Source organism: Pseudoxanthomonas sacheonensis, from assembly GCF_010093305.1.
Classification (GTDB): Bacteria; Pseudomonadota; Gammaproteobacteria; order Xanthomonadales; family Xanthomonadaceae; genus Pseudoxanthomonas_A; species Pseudoxanthomonas_A sacheonensis.
The window spans coordinates 176,417-195,445 of sequence record NZ_PDWS01000004.1 but is presented as its reverse complement, the minus strand read 5'-3'; the positions used below and the strand labels follow the sequence as shown (position 1 = coordinate 195,445).

General features: G+C 65.5%; 17 protein-coding genes. 11 read left to right on the top strand and 6 right to left on the bottom strand.

The annotated features are described in order from the left end of the window. Positions 1–7: 7 nt before the first annotated feature. The 4 genes from CSC73_RS06045 to CSC73_RS06030 all read left to right on the top strand — a co-directional run bounded on the left by CSC73_RS06045 (position 8) and on the right by CSC73_RS06030 (position 5,310). Positions 8–847 (top strand): ABC transporter ATP-binding protein, encoded by an 840-nt coding sequence (locus tag CSC73_RS06045; RefSeq protein WP_163839527.1) that lies wholly within the window; start codon positions 8–10, stop codon positions 845–847. A gap of 192 nt (positions 848–1,039) precedes the next feature. Then, on the top strand, positions 1,040–1,852 hold the full coding sequence (gene mutM / locus CSC73_RS06040) for a bifunctional DNA-formamidopyrimidine glycosylase/DNA-(apurinic or apyrimidinic site) lyase (RefSeq protein WP_163839508.1): 813 nt from the start codon (positions 1,040–1,042) through the stop codon (positions 1,850–1,852). A gap of 68 nt (positions 1,853–1,920) precedes the next feature. Next, positions 1,921–2,487: an ECF-type sigma factor gene (locus tag CSC73_RS06035; RefSeq protein WP_093289033.1), complete on the top strand. Its 567-nt coding sequence runs from the start codon at positions 1,921–1,923 to the stop codon at positions 2,485–2,487. Positions 2,488–2,511: 24 nt separating this feature from the next. Continuing rightward, positions 2,512–5,310 carry a serine/threonine-protein kinase gene (locus tag CSC73_RS06030; protein WP_163839507.1) on the top strand — a complete coding sequence of 933 codons (2,799 nt, stop codon included), beginning with the start codon at positions 2,512–2,514 and terminating at the stop codon, positions 5,308–5,310. Between the two features lie 9 nt (positions 5,311–5,319). Here the strand turns inward: CSC73_RS06030 and CSC73_RS06025 are convergent, their stop codons facing one another. The 3 genes from CSC73_RS06025 to CSC73_RS06015 are packed head-to-tail and all read right to left on the bottom strand — an operon-like array spanning position 5,320 to position 7,540. After that, positions 5,320–5,949, bottom strand: a complete 630-nt coding sequence (locus tag CSC73_RS06025) for a thymidine kinase (RefSeq protein ID WP_163839506.1) — start codon at positions 5,947–5,949, stop codon at positions 5,320–5,322. 32 nt (positions 5,950–5,981) lie between these two features. Further along, a complete protein-coding gene (locus CSC73_RS06020; RefSeq protein WP_163839505.1) occupies positions 5,982–6,713 on the bottom strand; it encodes an SEL1-like repeat protein in 732 nt (243 codons plus the stop codon). Positions 6,714–6,748: 35 nt separating this feature from the next. Next, entirely contained in the window at positions 6,749–7,540 is a 792-nt protein-coding gene (locus tag CSC73_RS06015) for a sel1 repeat family protein (protein WP_163839504.1), read from the bottom strand. Between the two features lie 213 nt (positions 7,541–7,753). Between CSC73_RS06015 and CSC73_RS06010 the strand changes: the two genes are divergently transcribed. Together CSC73_RS06010 and CSC73_RS06005 are read left to right on the top strand one after the other, a co-directional pair. Next, a complete protein-coding gene (locus CSC73_RS06010; protein WP_163839503.1) occupies positions 7,754–9,739 on the top strand; it encodes a UvrD-helicase domain-containing protein in 1,986 nt (661 codons plus the stop codon). Positions 9,740–9,922: 183 nt separating this feature from the next. Further along, a complete protein-coding gene (locus tag CSC73_RS06005; RefSeq protein WP_163839502.1) occupies positions 9,923–10,309 on the top strand; it encodes a hypothetical protein in 387 nt (128 codons plus the stop codon). A gap of 4 nt (positions 10,310–10,313) precedes the next feature. Here the strand turns inward: CSC73_RS06005 and CSC73_RS06000 are convergent, their stop codons facing one another. After that, positions 10,314–10,970, bottom strand: coding sequence for a YceH family protein (locus CSC73_RS06000; RefSeq protein ID WP_163839501.1), 657 nt, complete (start codon positions 10,968–10,970; stop codon positions 10,314–10,316). Between the two features lie 221 nt (positions 10,971–11,191). Here CSC73_RS06000 and CSC73_RS05995 point away from each other — a divergent pair, with 221 nt between their 5' ends. From CSC73_RS05995 to plsB, 4 genes are all read left to right on the top strand, one after another. After that, a complete protein-coding gene (locus CSC73_RS05995) occupies positions 11,192–12,106 on the top strand; it encodes a 5'-nucleotidase, lipoprotein e(P4) family (RefSeq protein ID WP_425502276.1) in 915 nt (304 codons plus the stop codon). Next, positions 12,103–12,837, top strand: a complete 735-nt coding sequence (gene pyrF / locus CSC73_RS05990; RefSeq protein WP_246197375.1) for an orotidine-5'-phosphate decarboxylase — start codon at positions 12,103–12,105, stop codon at positions 12,835–12,837. Before CSC73_RS05995 ends, pyrF begins: the two co-directional genes overlap by 4 nt. 276 nt (positions 12,838–13,113) lie before the next feature. Then, on the top strand, positions 13,114–14,046 hold the full coding sequence (locus CSC73_RS05985) for a hypothetical protein (protein ID WP_163839498.1): 933 nt from the start codon (positions 13,114–13,116) through the stop codon (positions 14,044–14,046). A gap of 130 nt (positions 14,047–14,176) precedes the next feature. Beyond that, positions 14,177–16,807 (top strand): glycerol-3-phosphate 1-O-acyltransferase PlsB, encoded by a 2,631-nt coding sequence (gene plsB / locus CSC73_RS05980; protein WP_163839497.1) that lies wholly within the window; start codon positions 14,177–14,179, stop codon positions 16,805–16,807. Between the two features lie 72 nt (positions 16,808–16,879). On the opposite strand, the gene CSC73_RS05975 is transcribed toward plsB, so the two are convergent. Together CSC73_RS05975 and CSC73_RS05970 are read right to left on the bottom strand one after the other, a co-directional pair. Continuing rightward, on the bottom strand, positions 16,880–17,611 hold the full coding sequence (locus CSC73_RS05975) for an N-acyl amino acid synthase FeeM domain-containing protein (protein ID WP_163839496.1): 732 nt from the start codon (positions 17,609–17,611) through the stop codon (positions 16,880–16,882). A 202-nt stretch (positions 17,612–17,813) separates the two neighbouring features. After that, positions 17,814–18,020: a YdcH family protein gene (locus CSC73_RS05970; RefSeq protein WP_163839495.1), complete on the bottom strand. Its 207-nt coding sequence runs from the start codon at positions 18,018–18,020 to the stop codon at positions 17,814–17,816. A 67-nt stretch (positions 18,021–18,087) separates the two neighbouring features. Between CSC73_RS05970 and ttcA the strand changes: the two genes are divergently transcribed. Continuing rightward, a complete protein-coding gene (gene ttcA, locus CSC73_RS05965; protein WP_211840827.1) occupies positions 18,088–18,972 on the top strand; it encodes a tRNA 2-thiocytidine(32) synthetase TtcA in 885 nt (294 codons plus the stop codon). The last annotated feature ends 57 nt before the right edge of the window (positions 18,973–19,029 follow it).

The following is a 19,029-nucleotide window of genomic DNA, read 5'->3' as shown; positions in this document are numbered from 1 at the left end:
CCCGCATATTTCTCTCCCCGCCCCCCTCGCCGCCGCCGGTCTTTCGCCGCAGGCGCCGCCTCCGTTGATCGAACTGGACCGTGCCACCGTGGTGCGCGGCCAGGCCACCGTGCTGGACGCGCTGACCCTGCGCATCGTCGCCGGCCAGCACACCGCGTTGCTGGGCCCCAACGGCTGCGGCAAATCCACCTTCATCAAACTGATCAACCGCGAGCTGTATCCGCTGGCGCGCGAAGGCGAGGCGCCGGTCAAAGTGATGGGGCAGCAGCGCTGGGTGGTGAACGAACTGCGTACCCGCCTGGGCGTGGTCACCGGCGACCTGACCCGCGACCTGCAGGACATGCCGCACCTGGACGTGGAAACGGCTGTGCTCACCGGTTTCTTCGCCAGTTTCATGCTGCCTCCCGACGCGGAAGTCAGCAAGCCCATGCGCGAACGCGCGCGCGAGGCGTTGCAGCGCGTGGGCGCCGGCGCGCTGATCGCGCGGCAGGTCGCGGAGATCTCAACGGGCGAAATGCGCCGCGTCCTGATCGCGCGCGCTTTGGTGCACCAGCCGCAGGCGCTGTTGCTGGACGAGCCCACCGCGGGACTGGACCTGGTGGCGCAGCGCGATTTCCTGCAGCTGCTGAAGGAACTGGCCGGGCAAGGCATCACTCTGGTATTGGTGACGCACCATATCGAGGAGATCGTCGCCGAGATAGACCGGGTGATTTTGCTGCGCGATGGCGGGGTTTATGCGGATGGGGATCGTGCCAGCACGCTGACTTCCGAGAATCTGTCTACTGTATTTGGTGGGGAATTGGCGGTGCGACGCGAGGGCGAGCGTTACTTCGCTACAAGCGCATAAACAAAGAACCCGCTGTCGTCATCTTGATCTTGCTCTATGCGCCGCCATGGTTTGAATTGCACAACTAAAGTCAAAGTCAAAATGGATCCCAGCTTGACCAGCTTCGCTGTTGAGAGCCGCTGGGATGACGACGCGAAGGTCTGACAGGACACGACGAAAGCCTTATCGCACACGACAGACCGAATCCCACCCATGCCCGAACTTCCCGAAGTAGAAACCACCCGCCGCGGCCTGGCCCCGCATCTGGAAGGCAAGCGCGTCCGCGGCGTGGTGCTGCGCCGGCCGGACCTGCGCTGGCCGATCCCCAGGGAGATCGAAAGCGTCCTGCCCGGCCAACGCATCGACGCGGTGCGCCGCCGCGCCAAGTACCTGCTGCTGGATACCCAGGCCGGCAGCGCCCTGCTGCATCTGGGCATGACCGGCAGTTTGCGGGTATTGCCGGCAAGCACACCGGTGACCGCGCACGACCATGTCGACCTGCAGCTCAGTTCCGGCCGGGTGATGCGCTTCAACGATCCGCGCCGTTTCGGCAGCCTGCTCTGGCAGCCGGCGGGCGAGACACACGAACTCCTGCGCGCGCTGGGGCCCGAACCGCTGGCGGACGAATTCGACGGCGACTACCTGTTCGGACGCAGCCGCAACCGCAAGGCGCCGGTGAAGACCTTCCTGATGGACCAGGGCATCGTGGTGGGCGTGGGCAATATCTACGCCGCCGAGAGCCTGTTCCGTGCGGGCATCTCGCCGCTGCGCGCCGCCGGCAAGGTATCGCGCGAGCGCTACGCGGCCCTTGCCGCGGCGGTGAAGGACGTCCTCGCCTACGCCATCACCCGCGGCGGCACCACTTTGCGCGACTTCATCAGTCCCGACGGCGCGCCGGGCTATTTCGAACAGGAACTCTCCGCCTACGGACGCGGCGGGCAACCTTGCCCCAACTGCGGACGCCCGTTGAAATTCGCCAACATCGGTCAGCGCGCCAGCGTCTGGTGCGGCCACTGCCAGCGCTGAGCACCAGTGCGCATGCTCCTTGGGGCTTTTGGGGCTATATTCCGTCCCTGCATTCTTGGGGTGGGACGATGGCGGACGCAGCAGATATCACCGTATGGCTGGACTCGGCGCGCAGCGGCGACCGGGCCGCGCTGGACCACGTGCTGTCCACGCTCTACCAGGAACTCCACACCATGGCGCGGCGCCAGCTGTCCGGCCAGCACGGCTACACGCTGGATGCGACCGCGCTGGTGCACGAGTCCTACCTCAAGCTGATCGGCAGCAGCAGCAACGCCAAGTTCGACGACCGCGCGCACTTCTTCGCCTATGCGGCTTCGTCGATGCGCAGCGTGGTGGTGGATTACGCGCGCAACCGGCTGGCGCGCAAGCGCGGCGGCGACCTCAAGCGCGTGGCCGAGATTCCCGAGGACGTCGAAGGCCCGCTGCGCCTGGATGAAGACATGCTGGCGCTCAACGATGCCCTGGACAAGCTTTCGGCCGCCGACGAGCGCCTGGCCCAGGTGGTGGAGATGCGCTACTTCGCAGGCTTGTCCGAACTCGAGATCGCCGAGTTGCAGCAGCGTTCCGAGCGCAGCATCCGCCGCGACTGGCAGAAGGCGCGGCTGTTCCTGCTGGCGGCGATGCAGGACGACTGACCCGGGCTTTTCGGTCTAGGGCCCATGGACGCCGAGCGCTGGCAACGCCTGTCTCCGCTGCTCGACGTTCTGCTCGAGCTCGGCGCCGAGGCGCGCGCGAAGCAGCTGGACATCCTGAGGGCGCAGGACCCCGAACTGGCTGAAGACCTGGAAAAACTGCTGGCGCTGGAAGACGACAGCGACGACTTCATGGTCCAGCCGCTGCTCGACAAGCCGGGCCAGCCGCAGACCGGGACGATGGTGGGGCCATACCGGATGGAGTCGGTACTGGGCGAAGGCGGCATGGGCATGGTCTGGCTGGCCTCGCGCGCCGACGGCCTGTACGAGCGCAAGGTCGCGCTGAAACTGTTGCGCCCCGGCCTGGCCGACCCCAACCTGCGCCTGCGCTTCAGCCGCGAGCGCGAAATCCTGGCGCGTCTGGCGCATCCCAACATCGCACGCTTGCTGGACGCGGGCATCGGCAGCGAGGGGCAGCCCTACCTGGCCCTGGAATACGTGCAGGGCATTCCCATCACCGACTACTGCCAAGCGCACGGCCTGTCGGTGGACACGCGGCTGAAGCTGTTCCTGCAGGTTTGCGAAGCGGTCAGCCACGCGCATGCCAACCTCATCGTCCATCGCGACCTCAAGCCGTCCAACATCCTGGTCACGCCTACCGGCGAAGTGCGCCTGTTGGATTTCGGCATCGCCAAACTGCTGGACGACAACGAGCCGGTTCCCGTGCATCCGCGTACCGAGGTGCGCTCGTTCACCCTGCACTACGCGGCGCCGGAGCAAGTGCGCGGCGAACTGGTCACCACCATGACCGACGTGTATTCGCTGGGCGTGGTGTTGTACGAGCTGCTGGCCAACACCAAGCCCTACCGCCTGCGCCGGCAGACCGACGCCGAATGGGAGCAGGCCATTCTCGCGGTGGAACCGCTGAAGCCGTCGCTGGCCGCGCAACGCTCCACCGATGGCGGCCCTGTCCAAGCCGGCGCCAGGCGCCAGGCACGGCGGCTCAGCGGCGACCTGGACAACATCGCGCTCAAGGCCCTGGCCAAATTGCCCGAGCATCGCTACGCCTCGGTCGAAGCGCTTTCGCAGGATCTGCAAAGGCATCTGCAGGGCAGACCGGTTTTGGCAAGGCCGCAAAGCCTGAGCTATCGGGTGAACAAATACGTTTCGCGCCATCGCTGGGGCCTGGCCGTCGGCGCCCTGATCGCTTCGGTGCTGCTGATGGCGCTGGCGGCCAGCGTCTGGCAAAGCCGGCAGGCCATGCGCGAGACCGCGCGTGCGCAGGCCATGCAGGATTTCGTGATCGGGCTGTTCGACAACGCCGGCGTGGCCCAGCAGGGCAACATCTTCGACGCGCGCAAGCTGCTGGTAGCCGGCGAGCGCCGCGGCGAACGCGAACTGGCCGACCAGCCGCTGGCGCGCGCGGAGCTGCTGGGCGTCATCGCGCGCCTGCGCATCGGCCTGGGCGACTACCAGGAGGCATTGGCACTGATCGAGCGCCAGGACGCTTTGTTGGAGCGGACCGATTCGGCGTCGGCGGGGCTGCGCCTGGAAGCGGTGACCCAGCATGGCCGTACCTTGCGCCTGCTCGACCGCACCAAGGAATGCCTGCAGGTCATGGCGCCGTTCGAATCGCTGGTTCCGGGCATCCGCGCGCAACCGGCGCAGCAGGCGGACTTCCTTTCCCAGTACGGCCGCTGCCGGCGCCTGATGGGCGAACGCCAGACCGCCCAGCATCTCTACGAACGTTCGCTGGTGTTGCGCCGGGAACTGAAAGACGAGACCGGCGTGGCGGAGAATCTGTACGACCTCGCCCTGATCGACAACGATCTGGGACGCATCGACGACGCGCTGGCCGGCTACGACGCGGCGTTGAAGCATCTGCGCAAGCATGTCGGCACGCGCAGCGCGCTGACCGTCGAGATCGAAGTCAGCCGCGGACGCCTGTTCCGCGCGCGGGGCGACACCGACCGCGCGCGCGCCACCTTCCGCCAGGCCCTGTCCATCGCCGAGGAAGTCCATGGCCCGCAGCATCCGGTCACCCTGACCATCCGGCGTTTGCTGGTGGCCATCCAGGTCGACCAGGAGCACTACGCCGAAGCCGAACAGCAGATCGAACCGCTGTACCGGCTGACCTTGAACGCGCTGGGGCCCAACCATCGGGAAACCGGAATGGCGTTGAATACGCGGGGCGTGATCGCCTTCGAACTGGGACGCATGGACGAGGCGATCGCCGACGTCGCCGAAGCGGTGCGCATCTGGCGAGGAGCGGCCGGTTCGCAGAACCTGCATGGCGGCCTGTTCAACTATGGAATGATCCTGCACAGCGCCGGACGCGAGGAGGAGGCGCTCAAGGCGTTGCAGGAATCGCGCGAGCTGCGTGCCGCGCAGTACGGCGCCAGCGACTCCTCCGTCGGCGAAGCCGACCGCATGATCGGTGAAGTGCTCGCCAGCCAGGGCAAGCTGGACCAGGCCACCGCCTACTTCGATCGGGCGGTCAAGCTCACTCGGGTGGGCCTGGGCCCCGAACACCCGCGCACGCTGTCCGCGCAGTTGTCGATGGCCCGGCAGCAGGCGCGCATAGGCCGGAGCGTCGCTGCGCTGAAGACGCTGGAAGCGCTGGCCGCGCATCCGGGCAAGGACAGCGAGACCCTCAAACTGCACTGGAGCGCACGCGCCTACGCCGCCGAAGTCCGGTGCCGCGACGGCCAGCGCGAACGCGCCAGACGCGACCTGGACGCGCTGATCGCCGAACTGCGCGCCGCCCGCCCCGACGGCGGAGTGATCACCCGCGAAGCGGTGGCGATCCGCGCCGCTTGCCGATGAAGGGAAGAACTATTCCTTCGCGAACGGCAACGGCGTCTGCAGCGGGTCGATGCTGCCCTCGCCGCGCGCGATGCGCTTGTATTCGGCGCGGCTGACCGATACGTAGCGTTCGTTGCCGCCTATTTCGACCTGCGGCCCTTCCTGCAAGGCATGGCCCTGGGCATCCACGCGCACGGTCATGGTGGCCTTCTTGCCGGTGTGGCAGATGGTTTTTATTTCGGTCAGCTCATCGGCCCACGCCAGCAGGTACTGGCTGCCTTCGAACAGCTCGCCGCGGAAATCCGTACGCAGTCCGTAGCACAGCACCGGGATGCGCAGCTGGTCCACCACTTCGCTCAATTGCCAGACCTGGCTGCGGGTCAGGAACTGGGCTTCGTCCACCAGCACGCAATCGAGTTGGCCGTTGGCCGCGATGTCCAGGGCGACCATGCGCTCCAGATCCGCATCGCGATCGAATGCCATGCCCTCCGCGCTCAACCCGATCCGCGACGCCACCACGCCGCTGCCGGCGCGGTGGTCGAGCCTGGGAGTGAGGATCGCCACCCGCATGCCGCGCTCGCGGTAGTTGTGCGCAGACTGCAGCAGGGTGGTGGTCTTGCCGGCGTTCATCGCCGAATAGTAGAAATAGAGCTTGGCCATGGCGCGATTCTACGTCCGCATGGATAAGAACCCTACTGTTCGACCTGCCGAACGGGCTCCACATCGCCGACATCCACCTCGCCTTGGGGCGGATTCTTCCACTGCGCGTCCTGCCAGGCCTGATATTCCACCGGGTCCCAGAACATAGGCGAATAGAATTTTCTCCCGTCGATTCTGACCATCCCTCCGTGGTAATCGACGACGCTCACTTGCCTTGGCGGGCCGGCGGTCATGGATGAAAATTTGATGCGCTGGACATGTTGCCGCAGATGGCGGCTCAATCGATCAGTGGCCGCGTCATCGCCATATTCAAGCAGCAGCGCCGAACCACGGCTCGGCACGCGAGCGCGCTCGCTACCCTCCATTTCACGCCAATAACGTTCCCGTACCGCCAAGAATTGCGGATAACCGCGCTCGGCCGCCAGATCGGCCCATACATAGGCCAACACACGATCAACCGACCCGCCCTGGCCCTTCCACGACATCTCCCCGAGCATTGCCTGCGATACCTTGTCGCCATAGTACGCCGCTTTGGTGAACTCACTGCGCGCTCCAGCAAAATCTTGCTTCTTGTATGCTTCCCACCCTGCTTTGCGATACTTCATGTCCGGGTGCGCATCAAGAAAAGTCTGGCTATTCAGAACGACCTGCTCTTTGTAGCTCAAGGGGCGAGCGGCATCGCCTGCCCATGACGCAGGTACGGCCGCGCCCCATGCCATGAGCGCCAAGGCCGTACACCGCAGATTTTTTCGCCTACGCTTCATGGCGTCGACTTCCTGGAATAGTGCTAAGGCCTCGGTTATTCCTGTTTGGCCGGCTTGTCGGCTTGTTCTATATCGCCGACATTCACCCGCCCCTTCCGTGCTGCGGGCGCGTCCCATACCTGATCCTGCCATTCGAAATATTTGTCAGCCCGCCAGTATTTCGGCGCATAGTATTCATCCGCGCGGATCGTCATGCCGCTGCCCGCGTTGGGACCGGTGAAGGGAATGATCTCTAGATTGCCGACGAAGCCGACACGGCTGCCGGTGACCGCACGCTCCTTGCGCAATATTTTGGCCATGCGCGGCTTGGCCACATCGTCGCCGTACTCGGCCAACAGGGGTTGGCCACGCTCAATCGCATCGCGTTGTTCCGTTTCGCTGATAGCGCCCCAGTACTGCTCGCGCTTGATCACAAAATTGGAATAGAAGCGCTCGGCAGCCAGATCCATCCATGCGTAACCAAGCGCGCGATCCCGAGGTACGCCAATGCCCTTCCAGTACATCTCCGCGATCATCGCCTGGGCCGGCTTGTCGGCATAGCGTGCAGCCCGGAGGAAGTGCTGCATCGCCTGATCGTAGCGCTTGTTGGCGTAGGCATGCAGACCCTCGCGCCGCCATCGCAAATCGGGATGCGCGGATAGAAAGCCCTCGGTCATAAGCTCCGGCGAAATGCCGGGCTCGCCAACGAAGTCGCCCTGCTTGGGGCGTTCCACCGGCGCTTGCCATTCGGCTTTGTGCGGGAGATCGGCCGGCGGCGCCGCGGCAAGCGCAGGCGACAGCGAAACCAACAGTACAAATGCCGAGAACTTCATAACGATTCCTTTCATACGGTGTTCAAAATGGACGTCGTCGCACTGGCCCAGCGCGGCATCGTTACTGAATACGGACCTAGGGAGAAGTCCGTCGCGGGATACCCCAATCTTGTCGCAGTGTCCATGCTGGTCGGATATTGCGCCGCTGGCGATCCGAGAACATGCGTCATGCTAGCCAGCCCTGCTGCGGTTGTCTGTAAACTGATGGCATAGACAGTGGCATTCCGCATGAACTCCCTTAATCAACCACAACGCGACGCCGTCAGGCACTGCGAAGGCCCCCTGCTGGTGCTGGCCGGCGCCGGCAGCGGCAAGACCCGCGTCATCATCGAGAAGATCGCCCACCTGGTCGCCTCCGGACGCATGCCGGCCAAGCGCATCGCCGCGATCACCTTCACCAACAAGTCCGCCAAGGAAATGCGCGAGCGCCTGGGCAAGCGGCTGAAGGGCGATGCGGCCGAGGGGCTGACGATCTGCACTTTCCACGCGCTGGGTTTGCGCTTCCTGCAGATCGAGCACGCCGCCGTGGGACTGAAGCGCGGGTTCTCCATCTTCGACGCCGACGACAGCAATGCGCAGATCAAGGATCTGATGCCCGGCGCCAAGAACGACGCGGTGGAAGCGGCCAAGAACCTGATTTCGCGCGCGAAGAACGCCGGGCTCTCCCCCGAGCAGGCGCTGGCGGCATCGAAGACCGCACGCGAACAGGAAGCGGCCAAGCTCTATGCGCGCTACCAGGCGCGGCTTTCCACTTTCAACGCGGTGGATTTCGACGACCTGATCCGCCTGCCCGTGCAGGTGCTGGAGAACGATGCCGAGATCGCCGCCGCCTGGCGCGAACGCATCGGCTACCTGCTGGTGGACGAATGCCAGGACACCAACGACGCGCAATACCGTCTGCTGAAAGTGCTGGCCGGTCCGCGCGGCGACTTCACCTGCGTGGGCGACGACGACCAGAGCATCTACGCCTGGCGCGGCGCCAATCCGGACAACCTGATGCAGATGGCGCGCGACTATCCCGCGCTGCAGGTGATCAAGCTGGAACAGAACTACCGCTGCAGCAACCGGGTGCTGCGCGCGGCCAATACTTTGATCGCCAACAACCCGCACGAGCATCCGAAGAAGCTGTGGAGCGACCAGCCGGACGGCGACCGCATTCGCGTGTGGGAGTGCCGCGACAACGAGCACGAGGCGGAGAAAGTCGCCGCCGAGATCTCTTACCTGCACACCGCGCGCGATGCGCCGTGGAGCGACTTCTGCATCCTGTTCCGCGGCAATCACCAGTCGCGTCCGCTGGAAAAGGCGATGCAACTGCTGCGCATTCCTTATCATCTGACTGGCGGCACGGCGTTCCTGGAACGCCAGGAAGTGAAGGATGCGCTGTCGTGGCTGCGACTGGTGGTCAACCCGGACGACGACGCGGCCTTCCTGCGCGCGGTGCAATCGCCCAAGCGCGAAGTCGGCGCGACCTCGCTGGCCAAGCTGGCCGAGATGGCCCAGCACGCGCACCTGCCGATGTCGCGCGCGGCCGAATCAATGGGCGCGCTGAAGGCCCTGCCGCCACGCGCGGCCAACGGGCTGAGCGCGTTCAACGACATCCTGCGCGACCTGCGCGCCCATTCGGCGCAACTGCCCGCGGCGGAGCTGGTGCGGCGCCTGAGCGAACGCTCCGGGTTGCTGGCCGAGATCCGTGCGCAATGCAAGGACGATGCCTCCTTCGCACGCCGCCGCGCCAACCTGGACGAACTGGCGGACTGGTTCGAACATACCCATAGAAGCGAGGGCCGCGGCAGTGCCGGCGACCTGGCTGCGCAGCTCGCCCTGCTTTCGCGCAACGACAAAGACGACGGCGGCAACCAGGTGCGGCTGATGAGCCTGCACGCGGCCAAGGGCCTGGAGTTCCGCTACGTGTTCATCGTCGGCTGCGAGGACGGCACCCTACCGCACGAAATGAGTCTGGACGAAGGCAATCTGGCCGAGGAGCGCCGGCTGATGTACGTGGGCATCACCCGCGCCAAGCAAGGCCTGTACCTCAGCCACAGCCGCGAGACGCGCAGGTTCCGCGAAAAAGTGCGTTTGAAACCCAGTCGTTTCCTGGACGAATTGCCGCAGTCGGAGCTGCAACGCGACGGCGCCGATCCGGAGGCCGACGCGGCGAGCAAGAAGGAACGCGCCAGCGCGGGGCTGGCGGCGATCCAGGCGTTGTTCGACTGATCCTCGGCACAAATCCGCATGAGGTAGGGCGGGCAGTGCCCGCCTGCTTGAGTTCAGTCGGCAAAGAGGCGGCGGGCAGTGCCCGCCCTACGGTGGCATCGAGCAAGGGAGGCGCGATGGCAAGGCGCCACGGGGAATCCTGCGTTAGGCTGGCGGCCCGTTTTCTCAATCCGCCAAACCGCCATGACCCGGTCCAGTCCCGCCTGGTTGTTCATCGCCTTTCTCATCGCTCTGATCGGCGTCGGCTTCCGCTACTGGCAGGTCGATTACCCGCAACTGTCGCTGCCCGAATCGCTGTACGGTCCCGGGTTGGTCGCGGTCGGCGTGGTGGCGATGATGGCGCGCGCATTCGGCGTGGCGCGGTTCTGGAAGGTATGGCTGTGGGTAGCGGTGTCGGTGCCTTGGGCTGTAGCGCTGCGCATTCTGCTGGAAGCGATCCTGGCGCCGGGCAGGCATGATTTGTGGTGGCTGGAGCTTTTGATCGCTGCAGGCGTCGGCCTGGCGGTCTCGCTGCTGGGAACGCTGCTGGGCAGCTTGTTACTGCTCCGCAGCAGCAAGCGTCCGGCCTGAAAACTCAGCGCTGTTCCAGCGCTGCAATCGCTGCGCGCAATTCGGCCACTTCGCTCTCCAACGCCTGTACGCGCGCTTCCAATGCGTTGTTGGCGGGGGACGAATCGGCTGCGCTTGCACTGGAAGCGATCCGCGCCGTCACCGCAGCCACATCCACCGGCCCGCTGAGCAAGTGCACGTAGCGGTCTTCGCGCTGTCCAGGACCGCGCGGTATCTGCTGGACCAGCGCCGGCTGGCGCTGGATCAGCCGATCCAGGTGGTGACGCACATCGTCGGCATCGTTGAACGAGGCCAACCGTTCGCTGCGCGCCAGCAATTCGTGCACGGTCTGCGGGCCGCGCAGCAACAGCAGGCCGATCAGGGTGAGTTGCTGCCTGGACAGGTCCAGCGCTTTGTCGGCGCGGTGCTCGTAGCGCTCGGCGCGCGAGGAGAACACCTGTTTGGCCAGTCCTTTCTGCTCCAACTGGCGCAGCGCGTGGTTCACATCGCCCGTATTCAGCGCCATCACCGGATCGCGCGCTGTTTTCTGGTTCGCCGCCACTTGCGTCGCGTTGACGGTCAGCGGATAGGCGTCGGGCGTGGTGGCTTCCTTTTCTATCAGGCAACCCAGTACGCGCGCTTCGGAGGTGGTCAGCACCACGGCGGAAGTTTCATCGGTCATAACCATATGCATGCATCCTCGAACAGCGCGCAAGGATAGCGGAGTACACGTGGGAGCGGCCTCCGGCCGCGAGCTCTTGTTTTTTGCGCCAGAGGCTGGGAGTTCGAAGCCGGAGCTCGCGGCCAGAGGCCGCTGCCACGACAGCCGCAGACTGCAGCCACAACAGGCTGTCATCGGCAACCGGTAAACTTCACGGACTGCCACCCGATCGAATGCACTCCATGCGCCTGCTCGCCCTTGCCGTCTGTACCGCCCTGACCCTGTCCGCCTGCAAGCGCGTGGAGACGCCAGCCGCCGCAGCGCCGGCTGCACCGGCAGCGGCCGGATCGTCCAGCCCCGCGACGGCGCCCCCTGTCTCCAACCCCGCCCATGACAACCTCAACGCCGTGGCCTGGATGCAGACCTCGGTGGAGTACAAGGCGCTCAGCGAACAGACCTACCGCGCCGCCGCCGACCACCTGGACAAGGCATTGAAGGAAAAGAACTGGGATGCGCTGGTGCCGGAAGAGCGCGGCAACGCCGCCACCGGTCTGAAGCCGGCGGTAGTGATGGATGTGGACGAGACCGTGCTGGACAACTCGCCCTACCAGGCGCGGTTGATCCGCGACGGTGCGGACTACGATGAGGTCACCTGGGCCCAGTGGGTGGCGGAAAAGAAGGCCAAGCCGGTGCCGGGCGTGGTCGATTTCGCCAAGGCCGCCAATGCCAAGGGCGTGACCGTCCTGTACATCTCCAACCGCGCCGAGCATCTGAAGGAAGCCACCCTGGCCAACCTCAAGGCCGTGGGCCTGCCGGTGGCCGACGACAGCGTGTTCCTGGGCCTGGGCACCTTCGTCAAGGATTGCGAACAGAACGGCAGCGAGAAGAACTGCCGCCGCAAGCTGGCCGGGCAGAAATACCGGGTGCTGATGCAATTCGGCGACCAGATCGGCGACTTCGTGCAGGTGGTGTCCAACACGCGCAGCGACCGCGATGCGCTGTATGCCGAGTACCACGACTGGTTCGGCGAGCGCTGGTGGATGCTGCCCAATCCCACTTACGGCTCCTGGGAGCCGGCCCTGTTCAACAACGAATGGGCGCAGCCGACGCAAGCGCGACGCCAGGCCAAGCGCGACGCACTGGACTACGCGCCGTGAGCGGGCGCGGCGAACTGCAGCTTGGCCAACACGAACGCTTGATCTTCGCGCTGGATGCGCCCGACCGCGGACAGGCGCTGGCCTGGGTGGACCGGCTGGGGGATTCGGTCGGCTTCTACAAGATCGGCATGGAGCTGCTGGCCTCCGGCGACTACTTCACCGTGCTGGACGAGCTGGCGCGCCGGGACAAGAAGATCTTCGTCGACCTGAAGTTCTTCGATATCCCGGCCACCGTCGCCGGAGTGATCCGCGGCCTGTCGCGCTGGCCGGTCACCTTCGCCACCATCCACGGCTGGCACGCCGGGATGATGCAGGCGGCGGCCGATGCCCGCAGCGGCGATTTGCGTCTGCTGGCCGTCACCGTGCTGACCTCCATGGACAAGAACGATCTGCAACAAATGGGAATTTCCGGCGAACCGGCTGATATCGTCGTTCAACGCGCTCTTTCCGCGCAGGCCTCCGGGGTCGATGGGGTCATTGCTTCGGGGCAGGAAGCCGGCGTGATCCGCGCCGCCTGCGGCCCCGGCTTCTCCATCGTCTGCCCCGGTATCCGCCCCGGCGGCCCGGCCGGTGACGACCAGAAACGCACGGTCGGCGTGGCGGAAGCTTTCGAGCGCGGTGCCGACGCCATTGTGGTCGGGCGCCCCATCAGCCACGCAGCCGACCCATATGCCGCCGCCGAAGCCATCCAGGGCGAGATTGCTTCCTTGCAATTCATAAAAATCAACTAGTTACATGCTTTTAATTGAAGCGTTGCATTAACTATTGACGGCATTTACCATGGCGGCGTCCGGCTTCGGCCGGAAATGCGCCACAACACTGTCTACCGGCTTCGGCCGGCTTCAGAGGCCCTCTGCTTTCGCAAGAAAGCACGGCCTCTTTTTTATGGCCTGCCGGGGCAGGCATGCGATGGCGCGCGCGAAGGCATGTCCAGCAACGTGAAACCCGTGCTTGCTGGCGGCAGGGGGAGCGAAGCAAGATGAGGGAGGATCGGGGAATCCAACTCCATGCTTTCGCGCCTGCCCATATGCCGATGGATCTTGCTCGCCTTGCCTTTATGCAGCTTGCTGGCGCTGGCTGCGTGCAAGCAACAGCCGGCTGAACCGGCGGAATCGGCCAGCGGGCCGGCCGCCGCCGTGCAGCAGCTGATCCATCGCCTGCGCGACAACGACCTGGTCGGTTTCGCCCAGGCCGCCGTGCCGCCCGCCGAATACGCGCAGCTGGAAATCGCCTGGCGCGAAGGGCGCAGCCGCTGGCCGCTGACCGAGCTGCCGCTGGACGACCAGCTGGAAGCCCTGCTGTCCGCGCTGGCGGCGCCGGATTCGGAGCGCACGCTGCAACAGGGTTTCAAGCGCAACTTCGCCAACCAGGACAAGGACCTGAAGGATGCGGCGCGTTCGCTGGGGCTGTTCGGCGTGCAATACGTCAAGCGCGAGGGCGTGTACACCGACGAGGAACGCGCGCACTACGCACAGTTGATCGCCGCCCTGAGCGAATGGGCCCAGCGCGCGCCGTTGTCCGATCCGCGGCGCGGCATGGCGGCGATTCCTCCTTTGGTCGCCGCGGCGCGCAAGACCGGCCTGACCGACGAAAAGAGTTTCCGCGAAGCCGGCATGACCGGTAGCCTGCGGCGCTTGTCGCCGTTTTTCGCCCAGGCCAAAACACTGCTGGCCAGCTACGGGCTGTCGCTGGACCGGAGCTTTTCGGAACTGCGTACCGTTCTGGTGGAACAGAAAGGCGACCAGGCGCGCGTGCGCGTCCACTATCCGCTGGGCGACCGCGAAATCGACACCGTGGTCAGCCTGCAGCGCCGCGCGGGCCGCTGGTACCTGACCGACTACCTGCGCCATGCGGAGCAGGCGCTGGCCATACCGGCGGAAGAAGAAGCCCCCGAATCGCAGATCGGTCCCGACACCCAGGCACCGCCTCCAGCATCCTGACCCGTGGGAGCGGCGTCCCGCCGCGAGCTCTTCGCGCGGATCCACTAAAAGCTCGCGGCGGGACGCCGCTCCCACCTGTCACTACTCCTCCTGTGCGGACGCGATGGCGTTGTCGGGTCGCTAGGCCATAATGTCGCCGATGCCTGAACAGAACTCCCTGCCGTTCCCGGACGCGCCGCCTCCACCGTCCGACCCTGCTGCGCCAGAGCCCAAACCGCCGCTGGAGCCCTTCTCTGCGGGCCCGCGCCCTACCGCGCGCCCGGCCAAACGCCCGCTCTGGGCCAACCTGATGAGCAAGCTGGCCGATCCCTGGCTGACCCCCAGCATCGAGCCCGAAGACCCGCGCCAGTACGTGGACGCCCGCCCGATCTGCTACGTGCTGGAGGACTACGGCCTGTCCAACGCCCTGATCCTGGACCGCGCCTGCCGCGATGCCGGCATGCCCTCGCCGCTGTCCCCGCTGCCCGGCGATCCGCTGGGCCGCAAGCGGGCCTATGTGGCCCTTTCGCGGCGCAACGCCGGTGCCCTGATTCCTGAACCGGGCAGCACCAAGACCCACTCCGGCTCGCTCGCCCGCCTGCTGCAGGCGCACCGCGCCAACCCGGAACTTGACGTGCAGCTGGTGCCGGTGTCGATCTTCGTCGGCCGCTCGCCGGACAAGGCCAGCGGCTGGTTCTCGGTGCTGTTCTCGGAAAACTGGGCCATCGTCGGCCGCTTCCGCCGCCTGCTGGCGATCCTGTTGAACGGCCGCGACACCATCGTGCGTTTCGCCGCGCCGGTTTCGATCCGCGAAAGCATCGCCGAGGATCTGCCGCCCGAACGCACCGTGCGCAAACTCTCTCGCGTGCTGCGCACCCACTTCCACCGCATCCGCGAAGCGGTGATCGGCCCGGACCTGTCCACCCGCCGCCTGCTGGTGGACCAGGTGCTGGCCGCCGAACCGGTGCGCGAAGCCATCGCCACCCAGGCCAAGCGCGACAACATCAAGCCCGAGGATGCGTGGAAGAAAGCCCATGCCTATGCCTGGGAAGTAGCCGCCGACTATTCCAACCCCGTGGTGCGTTCGGCCAGCTTCCTGCTGACCCATGTCTGGAACCGCATCTACGACGGCGTACTGGTCCACCATCTGGACAAATTCAAGGCGGCCGCCCCCGGCCATGAAGTGGTCTACGTGCCCTGCCACCGCAGCCACATGGATTACCTGCTGCTGTCGTACCTGCTGTACGAACGCGGCATCGTGCCGCCGCACATCGCCGCCGGCATCAATCTCAACCTGCCGGTGATCGGCACCATTCTGCGCAAGGGCGGCGCGTTCTTCATGCGCCGCAGTTTCCGCGGCAATCCGCTTTATTCGGCGGTGTTCACCGAGTACGTGGCGCAGCTGGTGTCCGGCGGCTATTCGCTGGAATACTTCATCGAAGGCGGACGCTCGCGCACCGGGCGGCTGCTGCAGCCCAAGGGCGGCATGATCTCGATGACGGTGCGGGCGTTCCTGCGCCAACCGAAGAAGCCGGTGCTGTTCCAGCCGGTGTACATCGGCTACGAGAAGCTGCTGGAAGGCAACAGCTACCTGGACGAACTCAGCGGCAGGCCGAAAGAGAAGGAATCGATCTGGGCCCTGCTGTGGGGCATCCCCAAGGTACTGCGGCAGAACTACGGCCAGGTGGTGGTGAATTTCGGCGAAGCCATCCCGCTCAGCGAAGTGCTGGCCAAGCATGCGCCCGAGTGGAACGGCGAAGCGCTCGGCGAGGAAGACAAGCCCGCATGGCTGTCGGACACCATCGACGCGCTGGCCGATCAGATCAACGTGCGCATCAACGCCGCCGCCGACGTCAACCCGATCAACCTGCTGGCGCTGGCCCTGCTGTCCACCCCCAAGCACGCGATGGGCGAAGCCGACCTCATCGCGCAGATCGAACTGTGCAAGACGCTGCTGGCCGAGATGCCGTATTCGGACCGCGTCACCGTCACCCCGCACACGCCCGAACGCATCATCGCCCACGGCCTGGACATCAACGTCCTGCAACGCATCAAGCACCCGCTGGGCGACGTGCTGGACGTGGTCAGCGAAGACACCGCGGTGCTGATGAGCTACTACCGCAACAACGTGCTGCACCTGTTCACCGCCGCCGCGTGGATCGCCTGCTGTTTCCAGACCAACCGGCGCATGGTGCGGCAGCGGGTGATCAAGCTGGGCCGCTCGCTGTACCCGTTCCTGCAGGCGGAATTGTTCCTGCCCTGGAGCGAGGACGAATTCGCCGAGCGCCTGGACAGCACCATCGACGTATTCGTGCGCGAAGGCCTGCTGCAACTGGTGAACGAAGACGACGGAGGCATCCTGCAGCGCAACGCCGGCCAGACCGACGAAGTGTTCCGCCTGCGCGCCATCGGCCACTCGCTGCAGCAGGCGTTCGAGCGCTATTACATCGCCATCAGCGTGCTGGTGAAGAACGGGCCCGGCGTGCTGGGCGCGGCGGAACTGGAAAGCCTGTGCCAGCAATCCGCGCAGCGCCTGAGCCTGCTGTACGCCCCGGCGGCGCCGGAGTTCTTCGACAAGGCCCTGTTCCGCGGCTTCATCCAGAAACTGCGCGAACTGAAGCTGGTATGGCCCGACGAGAACAGCAAGCTGGTGTTCGACGAACGCCTGGACGCCTGGGCCAAGGACGCCAAGGTCATTCTCGGCCGCGAGCTGCGCCACACCATCGAGCGGGTGAGTCCTGAAGCGGCCAAACCAGAAGCCGAGGTCGCGGTGCAGGATTGAGCGCGACCTGGCTCTTTCTCCCGCTTGCGCGCAGTGCAGGGGGGGTCAGAGCCAAAGCGTCACGTCCGCTTCCTAAATCGCGGAACTCTTTTCCGGGAAGGTGCGCATCAGCCATCCATGCGCGGAGCTGCCTGCGACCGGATTGCGTACCAGCGGCAGCAAAGGCGACTCGCACTCGCGCAGTATCGTCGCATCGTCGACCACCAGTCCCATCCGCAACAGGGCCAGGCCGGAGGGCAATACGGCCGGCGGCAAGTATTCGCGGAAACCGTAGTGCTCGAACACGCTGTACAGGAAGGGCTCGCAGGCGATGAGGCCGAACTGGATGCCGTGTTCGTGGGCGTGACGGTAGGTTTCCTCCACCAGCGCATCGACCACGTCCTTGGCGCGCCGCTCGGCCTGCACCGCGAAACGCGTGCATACCGCCACCCGTTCCAGCGGCCAGCTGCGCGCGAATCGGTCGATCTGGAACAGGCTGCCGTATTCGACCTGCACCGCGGGCGAGCCGAAGTCGTGCAGACGCAAGGTGGCAACGGCTTTCCGGCCTTCCTCGACGACCACGATGGTGCCGCTGGCGTCCAATCCGTCCGAGACGCGCCGGCTGTGCTGCTTGTCGTTGCTCCCCTGCTCTTGGAAATACACCTCGCGGCGCAGCCTCTGCACATCCCCCAGCGGCTCTCCCGGCTGGATGCGCCGTACCCGCAAGGGTTCGCCCCGCGACGGCCTGGGCACGCGCGGCGGCTCACGGCCCGCCAGATCGTAGCCGCCGGTCAGCGCGGGGATAGGTACAAGGTTGTCGTTCACCGCAAATCCTGGAAACAGAAGAAAACGAGCTTCTGTTCACAGTTACGCAAACATCGGGCCAACCCTGAACAGCGCGTTTTGGCCGTGCATCTTGCTTCCCTGGCCGGTTATCGGCGACAGGTCATGCCTGGCAAAGAGACGGAGTGACGCGATGCGTCAGTAACAAGCCCCTCCCTTGCGAAGCAGGGGAGGGGGCGGAGCACTAGGCCGGCTCGTCCGGGATCAGCGCGCTTTCCAGCCGGGAGATGCAGTCCTTCAGCCACAACTTGCGCTTCTTCAGGCGTTTGATGGTGATCTCGTCGGCCTGGATATCGGCGATCAGGCGATCGATTTCGGCGTCGAGGCTGCGGTGCTCGAGCTTGAGCTCGGACACGCGGCGGGTGATTTCGGAAAGGCTCAGGGGTTCCACGCGGCCAGCGTACACCGCAGGCCCGGCGCCCGTCACCGCGGACGCGGCCGGTACAATGGAGCACTCGATGACCGCCGCAAGCCCCCTTCCTTCCCCGCTGCGCGATCCCGCTCCCCGCCTTGCGGCAGGGGCCGGCGGCAAGCGCGCGCTGCGCCTGCGCCGGCAGGTCGGCCAGGCCATCGCCGACTACGGCATGGTCGAAGCCGGCGACAAGGTCATGGTCTGCCTGTCGGGCGGCAAGGACAGCTACACGCTGCTGGATGTGCTGCTGCAATTGCGGAAGAAGGCGCCGGTGGAATTCGAACTGGTCGCCGTGCACCTGGACCAGAAGCAGCCCGGATACGACGCTGCCGTGCTGCCCGGCTACCTGAAGCGCGTCGGCGTGCCTTTCCAGATCATCGAACAGGACACCTATTCGGTGGTCAGCCGGGTGATTCCGGAAGGGCGGACGATGTGTTCGTTGTGTTCGCGGCTGCGGCGCGGCGCGCTGTATGCGCATGCCGATGCGCATGGCTTCACCAAGATCGCACTGGGCCATCACCGCGACGACATGGTGGCCACGTTCTTCCTCAACCTCTTCTTCCACGCCAAACTCAGCGCCATGCCGCCCAAGCTGCTCAGCGACGACGGCCGGCATGTGGTGATCCGTCCGCTGGCCTATGTCAGCGAAGCGGAGATCGCGGCGCATGCCGAAGCGATGGCTTTTCCGATCATCCCCTGCGACCTGTGCGGTTCGCAGGACAATCTGCAGCGCAAGCAGGTGCAGAAGATGATGGCGGCATGGGAAGCCGAAACGCCCGGGCGCATCGATCAGATCGCGCGTGCGCTGGCGCGGGTGGAGCCTTCCCAGTTGGCTGACCCCGACTTGTTCGACTTCCTGGGCCTGACCGCTCAAAAAAATGAACCCGTCATCCCGGCGAATGCCGGGACCCAAGCATCACCGCACGCATAGTCGGGTCCCGGCATTCGCCGGGATGACGACCTTGAAAAATCATTCTTTACTTTTCTT